Annotated in this window: 11 protein-coding genes; 5 read left to right on the top strand and 6 right to left on the bottom strand. The window is 74.4% G+C overall.

What is annotated here, in order from left to right; translation table 11 throughout:
• Together D8M29_RS06115 and D8M29_RS06120 are read left to right on the top strand one after the other, a co-directional pair.
• On the top strand, window positions 1-1,684 hold a 1,684-nt coding region (locus D8M29_RS06115; RefSeq protein ID WP_127445849.1), incomplete at its 5' end, for a YhgE/Pip domain-containing protein.
• Window positions 1,685-1,690: 6 nt separating this feature from the next.
• Window positions 1,691-2,251 (top strand): GNAT family N-acetyltransferase, encoded by a 561-nt coding sequence (locus D8M29_RS06120; RefSeq protein WP_127445850.1) that lies wholly within the window; start codon window positions 1,691-1,693, stop codon window positions 2,249-2,251.
• A gap of 12 nt (window positions 2,252-2,263) precedes the next feature.
• Here D8M29_RS06120 and D8M29_RS06125 read toward each other — a convergent pair whose 3' ends face one another.
• Together D8M29_RS06125 and D8M29_RS13790 are read right to left on the bottom strand one after the other, a co-directional pair.
• Window positions 2,264-2,794, bottom strand: coding sequence for an SgcJ/EcaC family oxidoreductase (locus D8M29_RS06125; RefSeq protein ID WP_036314517.1), 531 nt, complete (start codon window positions 2,792-2,794; stop codon window positions 2,264-2,266).
• 29 nt (window positions 2,795-2,823) lie between these two features.
• Window positions 2,824-2,964 carry a hypothetical protein gene (locus D8M29_RS13790; RefSeq protein ID WP_017488522.1) on the bottom strand — a complete coding sequence of 47 codons (141 nt, stop codon included), beginning with the start codon at window positions 2,962-2,964 and terminating at the stop codon, window positions 2,824-2,826.
• A 311-nt stretch (window positions 2,965-3,275) separates the two neighbouring features.
• Here D8M29_RS13790 and D8M29_RS06130 point away from each other — a divergent pair, with 311 nt between their 5' ends.
• The 3 genes from D8M29_RS06130 to D8M29_RS06140 are packed head-to-tail and all read left to right on the top strand — an operon-like array spanning window position 3,276 to window position 5,439.
• Window positions 3,276-4,526: a polysaccharide deacetylase family protein gene (locus tag D8M29_RS06130; RefSeq protein WP_036314515.1), complete on the top strand. Its 1,251-nt coding sequence runs from the start codon at window positions 3,276-3,278 to the stop codon at window positions 4,524-4,526.
• Between the two features lie 10 nt (window positions 4,527-4,536).
• Window positions 4,537-5,091, top strand: a complete 555-nt coding sequence (locus tag D8M29_RS06135; RefSeq protein WP_036314513.1) for a TIGR03086 family metal-binding protein — start codon at window positions 4,537-4,539, stop codon at window positions 5,089-5,091.
• A 39-nt stretch (window positions 5,092-5,130) separates the two neighbouring features.
• Complete coding sequence (locus D8M29_RS06140; protein WP_036314546.1) at window positions 5,131-5,439, top strand: hypothetical protein; 309 nt, start codon at window positions 5,131-5,133, stop codon at window positions 5,437-5,439.
• Window positions 5,440-5,456: 17 nt separating this feature from the next.
• Here the strand turns inward: D8M29_RS06140 and D8M29_RS06145 are convergent, their stop codons facing one another.
• The 4 genes from D8M29_RS06145 to D8M29_RS06160 all read right to left on the bottom strand — a co-directional run.
• Window positions 5,457-6,254 (bottom strand): TVP38/TMEM64 family protein, encoded by a 798-nt coding sequence (locus tag D8M29_RS06145; protein WP_020624722.1) that lies wholly within the window; start codon window positions 6,252-6,254, stop codon window positions 5,457-5,459.
• A gap of 162 nt (window positions 6,255-6,416) precedes the next feature.
• Complete coding sequence (locus D8M29_RS06150; RefSeq protein ID WP_036314511.1) at window positions 6,417-7,259, bottom strand: GTP pyrophosphokinase family protein; 843 nt, start codon at window positions 7,257-7,259, stop codon at window positions 6,417-6,419.
• 65 nt (window positions 7,260-7,324) lie between these two features.
• The gene (locus tag D8M29_RS06155; RefSeq protein WP_060974353.1) at window positions 7,325-7,780 is read right to left on the bottom strand and encodes a thioesterase family protein; all 456 of its coding nucleotides are present in this window, start codon (window positions 7,778-7,780) and stop codon (window positions 7,325-7,327) included.
• Window positions 7,777-8,382 (bottom strand): FAD-binding oxidoreductase (locus D8M29_RS06160; RefSeq protein ID WP_305034217.1); only part of this gene is annotated, 606 nt, incomplete at its 5' end. The genes D8M29_RS06155 and D8M29_RS06160, both read right to left, overlap by 4 nt.

Genomic DNA, 8,382 nt, shown 5'->3' on the forward strand with positions numbered 1-8,382 from the left:
TGACGGGCTCGACCAGGCGCGCGGGGGCTCCCAGGCCCTCGCCGACGGTGCCGGGCAGCTCGCCGAGAACGCCCCCGCCCTGCGTCAGGGCGCCACGGACCTCTCCGACGGGCTGGCCCAGCTGCAGACCGGATCGGCCGAGCTCACCGACGGCGCCACGCAGGTGGCCGACGGCACCCAGCAGCTCTACGACACGGTGATCCCCGGCCTGGACCAGGTGATCGAGCGGCAGGACGCGGTGGCCGCCGACGTCGCCGCGGTGGACGAGGACGTCCAGCGGGTCGCCGAGGTGGCCGGCACGGCCGAGGACGGCGCGGGCGCCCGCATCGCCGACGCGCAGGCCGCCCTGGCCGAGCTCGCCGAAGAGGACCCGACGCTCGCCGAGTCCGAGCAGTACGCCGCGCTCCAGGAGGCGCTCACCGGCGCGGACGAGCGGGTGACCGCCGTCGCCGGCCGCGCCGAGGAGGCCGCCGCGACCTCCGCGGCCGCCAACGAGCGCGTCCAGGGCTTCGTCGAGGACGACGTCGCCGCCTCCGCCAAGGCGGATCTGACGGACCTCAACGACGGCGCCCACGCCGTGGCCGCGGGCGCCGAGAAGCTGCAGGGCGGGATCGGTGAGGCGAAGGACGGGGCCGACTCCCTCGCCGACGGCGCCGGGAAGTTCGCGGACGGCCTCGAGCAGCTGGGCTCCGGCGCGACCGAGCTCGACGGCGGCCTGGCCCAGCTCCAGGACGGCGCCGGGGAGCTGCAGTCCGGCCTCGGCGAGCTGACGGACGGGGCGACCACCCTCGCCGAGGGCAACGCCGCGCTCCACGACGGGGCGCTGACCCTGCAGGACGGTGCGGGCCAGCTGGAGTCCGGCGCCACCGAGCTCGACGACGGCCTGGCCCAGCTCCAGGACGGCGCCGGGGAGCTGCACACCGGCCTCGGCACCCTCGACGACGGCGCCCACGAGCTCGCCTCCGGGCTCTCCGACGGCGTCGACCGCGTCCCCGCCCTGACCGAGGACGAGCGGGACGAGGCCGCCCTGGTGATGTCCCGGCCGGTGGAGGCCGTGATGCAGGTGGACAACTCCGCGGAGGTCTACGGCCGCGGCATGGCGCCGATGTTCTTCTCCATCGCGCTGTGGGTGTTCGGCATCGCCGCGTTCAACATCATGCGGCCCATCAGCGGGCGGCTGCTGGCCGGGCGCCGCAACCCGGTGGCGATCGCGCTGGCCGCGTGGCTGCCCGTGGGCATCGTGGCCGTGGGCGGCGGCCTGCTCATGCTGGCCGCCACGCTGCCGCTGGGCCTGGCCCCCGTCCACCCGGTGCGGGCCGTGGCCCTGACGGTGCTCGTGGCCGTGGTGTTCTCCCTCATCGCGCACCTGGTGCAGACGGCGCTCGGCACCCCCGGTTCGGCGCTGCTGCTGGTCCTGCTGATCCTGCAGCTGGCCTCCACCGGCGGCACCTACCCGGCCGAGGTGCTGCCCGGCTTCTTCCAGGCGCTGCACCCGTTCATGCCGATGAGCTACTCCATCGAGGCGTTCCGCAACGCGATCTCCGGCGGTCTGGACCAGCGCTTCTGGGTGCCGGTGGTCGTGCTGATGGGCATCGGGGCGGCGGCGCTCGCCCTGGACGTGCTCGTGGTGCGGCGCCGGCGCCGGTTCCGCATGAAGGACCTGCACCCCGCGCTGCAGGCCTGAGCGGGGATGACTTCCGCACCCCGCGCCGCCGTCGTCCGTCCGGCCCGCCCCGAGGACGCGCCCGCGATCGCCGCGATCGCCGCGGCCACCTTCCCGGACGCCTCCCCGGCCTCGCTGCCGCGTGCCGCGGTGGACGCGCACATCGCGCTGCACCTGAGCGAGGCGGCCGTGGCCGCGTGGATCGCGGACCCGGAGCGGATCGTGCTCGTGGGCGCCGCGGCCGACGCCCCGGAGACCCTGCTCGGCTACGCCATGTACGAGACCGCCGCGACCCCCGAGGCACCCGTCACGGAGCGGCTCGGCGACGTGCCGGCCGGCCACCTCTCGAAGCTGTACGTGCTCGCCGAGGGGCGCGGCACCGGGCTGGCCGAGGCCCTCGTGCACGACGGCGTCGAGCGGCTGCGGCGGCTGGGGTTCCGGCACGTGTGGCTCGGCACGAACGCGCAGAACGCACGGGCCAACCGGTTCTACGAGCGCCTCGGCTTCGAGACGGTCGGGGCGCGGCAGTTCGTGGTCGGCGGGGAGCGGGTCGAGGACGACTGGGTGCGGCTGCTGACGGTGGCGTGAGCCGGTCGCCGCTCAGCAGGCCTCCGGGCCGTCCGGGTCCTCGTCGGGATCGATCCACGCCGACGGGTGGTAGTGCACCGCGGCGAGCCCGTCGTCGTCGGCCAGGTGCGTCTGCGCCTCGGGCACGGAGTCCGTGTTCTGCCCGGCCACCGCCTCCCACGTCCCCGCCTCGGTGCGGTGCACCACGAGCAGCAGGACGCCGGTGCGCTCGCCGGCCTCGTCGCCGTCGGGCGCGGTCTGCCCCGTCATGGTCCACGGCGCGTGCACCACTGCCACGTCCCCGAGCTCCCGCACCCGCACGCGCCCGAGCTCGAGCCGCGAGTGCGGGAACATCCAGCGGAAGCCGAGCGCGTGGTTCACCCGGATCTGCCGACGCCGCCTCCACCACACGCCCACCACGTTCACGAAGTCCGCGTCCTCGGCGAACAGCTCGGCGAGCGCGTCGGCGTCGGCGGCGTTCCAGGCGGCCGCGAAGGCTTCGGCCACCGCGGCGGGGCCGGTCGGTCGGGCCGCGACGTCGGCGGTGGGGTCCGCGGGGGACATGGCTGCTCCTGGATCGGGGAAGGGCGGGTTCAGCGGGCGGGTCCGTAGGCCAGCGTCAGCACGACGGCGGCGAACAGCACCGCCATCACGGCCAGGACCGTGAGCACGGCGCGCAGGGCCGCACGCGTGCGCGGGTCGGCCGGGGGCGGTGCATCCGGACGTCGGGTCACGCTCGCCAGTGTGGCACGCGGCACGGCGCGAGGGGCGCGTGCGTCGGCGCGCGTCGAAGGCGCCTCCCAGCCGGGGCTCAGTCGACGCTGAAGCTGCGGATGTGGTTGCTGAACACGAAGCGGTCGAACACGGTCCGCGCCGAGCTCGGGTCGTCCGCGTGACCACTCTGGGCCGTCTACGGCGGATCGAGCCCCGCCGCCGGCCGGCCTCCCATGCCCGGCCGGTTCCCACCTCCGCCCGCCCGCCCGGCAGGGGTGGTCCCGGGCCGGGCGGCCTTGGGATGATGGGTGCCCCCGGAGAAAGGTGCCCGATGCCCCCGCCCGTGCCGCAGCCGACCCGCCGACAGATGCTCCTGGCCGGTTCCGCCCTGCTCGGATCGGGACTGCTGGCCGCCTGCGGGCAGGACGGGGAGGACGCGGCGTCGTCGTCCGTGCCGACCTCGTCCGCGCCCACCTCCGCCGCCCCCGCTGGTCCGCCGCCCGCCGGCGAACCGGTGGCCTGGTCGGACGTGGCCCGGGTTCCGCACCTGTTCTTCCACTCCCTCGTGGTGGACCCGGCCCGCGCCTTCGACGGCGACGACAAGGCCGGCGGCTATCTGGACTTCATGGTCACGGTGGACGAGTTCGACGCCGTCATCCGGCAGGTCTACGAGCGCGGTTACGTGCTGGTCTCCCCGCACGAGCTGTACGAGGTGGGGGAGGACGACGTCGTGCGCCCGAAGACCCTCATGGTCCCCGAGGGCCGGACCCCGCTGATCCTCTCCCTGGACGACTGCTCGTACTACCTCTACATGGACGGCGACGGCTTCGCGGACCGCCTGATCGTGGCCGAGGACGGCCGCGTCCGCAACGAGTACACGGACGCCGAGGGCACCACGCACGTCGGGGCGTTCGACGTCGTCCCGCGCCTGGACGACTTCCTCGCCGAGCACCCGGACTTCAGCCTCAACGGCGCCCGCGGCGTGCTGGCCATGACCGGCTACGACGGCGTGTTCGGCTACCGCACCTCGGCCCGCGAGTTCGGGGACAGCCCCACGTTCGACGCCGACGTCGCGGCCGCCACCGAGGTCGCCGACGCGCTCAAGGACAGCGGCTGGGAGTTCGCCTCCCACACGTGGGGCCACCGGACGGTGCCGAAGCTGACCATGGAGGAGCTCGAGTTCGACATGAGGCACTGGCACGAGGAGGTCGAGCCGATCCTCGGCCCCACGGACATGCTCATCTACCCGTTCGGCGCGGACGTCACCGGGCCCGGCAAGTACACGGAGGACAACGAGCGGTACCGCTACTTCCGCGAGCTCGGCTACCGCTCCTTCTTCCTCGTGGACGGCACCTCCAAGGCGTGGGGCCAGCTCGAGCCCGGCTACTACCGCGGCTCGCGCATCAACGTGGACGGCATCAGCCTCGCCGCGGCCGTCTCGGGCGAGCGGCCCGTGCTGGAGGAGTTCTTCGACCCCCGGTCCGTCCTGGACCCGGCCCGCCCCGAGTCCATCCGCGGCCCGAAGAAGCCGAGCCCGGCGCCGTCGTCGCCCGCCGCGGCCCCGAGAACCCCGCGACCCTGAGGAGAGCACCATGTCCATCCCCGCCACCGAGGTCGAGGCCCGCTGGAACGCGGCCGCCGAGCCGTTCACCGCCGTCGTCCGGGAGGTGCGGGACTGGGACGCCGCCACCCCGTGTGAGGGCTGGGACGCGCTGGACCTGCTGGACCACGTGATCGCCGGCCAGCGCGACTTCGCCGCCCGCCAGGGCCGGGAGGTGCCCCTCTTCGACGGGTCCCGCCAGCAGCTGGCCACCCAGTGGGCCAAGCACGCCGCCGCCATGTCCGCCCTCGCCGGTGACGAGGAGTTCATCATGCGGCCCATGAAGACCGCGCGCGGGGAGATGCCCGTGGGCGAGGCGTTGATCCGCTTCCACGCGTTCGACGTGATCGTGCACCGTTGGGACCTGGCCCGCTCGCAGGGCGTGGACGCGCGGTTCACGGACGCGGAGATCGACTGCGTGGAGGAGTCGCTGGAACTGTTCGGCGACGCCGCCTACACGCCCGGCATCCTGGGCGAGCCCGTCCCCGTGGCCGACGACGCCGACCGGCAGACCCGCCTGCTCGGTCGCCTGGGCCGTCGGGGCTGAGACCAGGGCAGGACCCGTCCCCGCACCCCAGGAGGCACCGTGAGCGAGTCCACCGGTTTCAGCGCCGCGGAGCAGGCCGCGATCGCCGAGCGCGCGCAGGAGCTGCGCGCCCAGCGCGGCGGCAGGAAGAAGGCCGACGCCCTGCAGGACCTGCTGGTGAAGATCGAGGAGATGCCCGAGCAGGACCGCGCCATGGCGGTGGGGGTGCACCGGATCGTCACGGAGGCGGCCCCGGAGCTCGAACCCCGCACCTGGTACGGCATGCCCGCCTACGCGCGCGGCACGGACGTGCTCGTGTTCCTGCAGGTCAGCAGCAAGTTCGGCGTGCGGTACACAACCCTCGGCTGACGTCCGGCGCAGAGTGGTCACGACACGCCGCGTCGCGCACGCGGAGACGGCGTGTCCTGACCACTCCGCGGGCTTTCCGGCCCCTCCGAGCCCGCCGGCCCCTCCGCGGCCCGGGCTGCCCGTCGCCAGCGCCGCACCGCCCACAGGGTCAGACCGCCCACGGCGAGCCAGCCCACCCCGAGCAGCACGCCGTTCACGACGCCCGGGCGCACCGCGAACGCCCCCATCGCCACGAGGGAGAGCTGCCCGGGGATCACGCCGACCGCGGTGGAGCCGGCGAAGATCCCCAGCGGCACGGCGAGCGCGCCCGCCCCGTAGTTCACGGGCCAGTACGGCAGCCCCGGGGCGACGCGCAGGGCCAGCAGGGCGAGGAACCCGGTGTCCTCGAGCCGCCGCTCCACGGTCTCGGCGTGGCGGCCGAGCCCGCGCAGGACCACCTCGCGTCCGACCGCGCGCGCGATGCCGTACGCCCCGAGCGAGCCCAGCAGGGCTCCGACGACGGACAGCACCGTCCCCTCGATCGCGCCGAAGAGCACACCGGCGGTGACCGCCATGATCGTCACGGGGATGGGGGTGAGCGCCACGGCCGCGTACAGCACGGTGAACGCCAGCCAGCTCCACCAGCCGAAGCCGTCCAGCTGGGCGCGCAGCTCGTCCACGCCGGGCAGGCGCACGGTGAGTGCCAGCCACACGAACGCCGCCACCACGAGGACGAGGGCGGCGGTGCGCAGGATCGACACCCCGCGGTGCCCTGTGCGGGCGGGCAGGGTGGAGGCGGCGCCGGAGTCGCGCGGCGGCACGGCGGTGGAGGGCATCGGCTCAGGCTACCGGCAGCCGCTCCCTCCGCATGTCCTCCCTGGCCTGCGGTCACGCCCTGCTCTGCTTTGCTGGATCACACGCGTGTGACTCATCCACACCTGTGGACAACTCTGTGGAGAACCCTGTGCACGCGGCCCGCCGGGTGTGGACGGAGGGGCTCAGACGGTGGACGCGCCGGGCGCGTCGTCACCCGGCCGCGCCTCGCCCGGCCCCGCCGCCGGCTCGTCCTCGAAGACGGGACCGCCGTCGTCCTCCCAGGCCGCGGCGGCGTCGTCGTCCCTGTCGGTCTCCTGCACCTGGTCGTGCAGGCGCTCCATGCGGGTGTCCAGGTCCGCAGCCACGCGGGCGGCGGCCACGAGCTCGGTCGCGATGTCCGGGGGCACGCCGCCGTCGAACTTGTAGTTGATCTTGTGCTCGAGCGTGGCCCAGAAGTCCATGGCGCTCGTGCGGAACTGCATCTCCACGGTCACCGGGATCGTGCCGGTGGACAGGTGGATCGGCACCTGCACGAGGCAGTGCAGGCTGCGGTAGCCCGAGGGCTTGGGCCGGGAGATGTAGTCCTCCACCTCGAGCACCCGGATGTCCGGCTGCTGCGTGAACTGGCGGAACACGCGGTACACGTCCCGGGCGAAGCTGACGATCACGCGCGCCCCGGCGATGTCCGTGACGTTGGTGCGCAGCGCGTCCAGGTCCAGGGACAGCCCGCGGGCGGAGGCCTTGCGCAGGATCGACTCCGGCGACTTCACCCGCGTGACGATGTGCTCGATGGGGTTGTAGTCGTGCAGGTGCGTGAACTCGTCCCGCAGCACCTCGAGCCGCGCCTCCACCTGGAGCAGGGCCGAGCGGTACTCGAGGTCGAAGCGCTCGACGTCTCGGCGCAGCCGCTCCAGCGCCCCTGACGCCGCGGGGGTGAGCTGCGTCAACTCGGACACGGGGGTGCCGCGCAGCGCCTCGACGTCCGCCGAGGGCGCGGGCGCGTCCGGGGAAGGGTCCTGCTCCATGGCCTCAGAGCCTACGGCGGGATCCTGCGAGACGGCAGGCCGTCCACAGGCCCGACGGCGGCCCGTCAGTCCTCGGCGGGGATCAGCACGCGCTCGAAGGCGGCGCGCTCCTCGTCGGAGACGGCCACGGGCCGCCCGGCCGCCGGGTCCACCTGCACGAACACGGCGTCGCACAGCACGCAGCGCCGCCCGTCCTGCCACAGCTCGTGGCGCAGCGTGAAGGACGTCCGGCCGATCCGCAGGATCCACACCCGCGCCGTCACCTCGGGCCCGGCGTAGACCACGGGCGCCTCGTACTGGACCTCCATGGACCGCACGACGCGCTGGACGTCCGGGGACGCCGTCGTCGTGGCCCACGCGGCCAGGGCGCGCACGCGCGCCTCCTCGGCGAGGGTGAGCAGGCGGGCGTTGTTGACGTGGCCGTAGCGGTCTTCGTCGGACCAGCGCAGCTGCAGCCCGACCTCGAACGGGGTCGGCGTGCCGGCGTCGGCGGGGGTCTCGGGGGTGGTCGGCTGCGTCACGGGGTGAACACCTTTCCTGGGTTGAGGATGCCGTGCGGGTCGAACACGGCCTTGATGCGCTGCTGGAGGTCGTGCTGGGCGTCGCCGAGCTCGTCTCGCAGGAACGCGCGCTTGAGCAGGCCCACGCCGTGTTCGCCGGTGAGCGTGCCGCCGAGTTCCAGGCCCGCGCGGAACAGCTCGCCGGCGGCCTCCCACACGTCCGCCGGGATCGACGCGGCGTCCTCGGCCGCGCCGCCCACCTGCGCCGCCGCGCCGAACAGCAGGATCGGGTGCAGGTTGCCGTCCCCGGCGTGGGCCGTGGTGGGGATGGCGACGCCGGTGCGTGCCTCGATCTCACGGATCCGCGCGAACATCTCGGCCATGCGGCTGCGCGGGACGGCCACGTCCTCCACGAGCGGGGTGCCGAGGCGCTCGAGCGCGGGGAACGCGGTGCGGCGCAGGGCCATGAGGGCCTCCCCCTCGGCGGGGTCCACGGTCACGGTGACGTCCCCGCCGTGGGCGCGCATGAGGGCGGCCATGGCCTCCCCGTCCGCCTCGGCGCCGGCAGCCGCTGTTTCGAAGGTGTTCGTGGCTCCGTAGCCGAGCACGTCCGCGACGCCCGG

This window comes from Micrococcus sp. HSID17227 (assembly GCF_003989405.1).
Lineage (GTDB): Bacteria > Actinomycetota > Actinomycetes > Actinomycetales > Micrococcaceae > Micrococcus > Micrococcus luteus.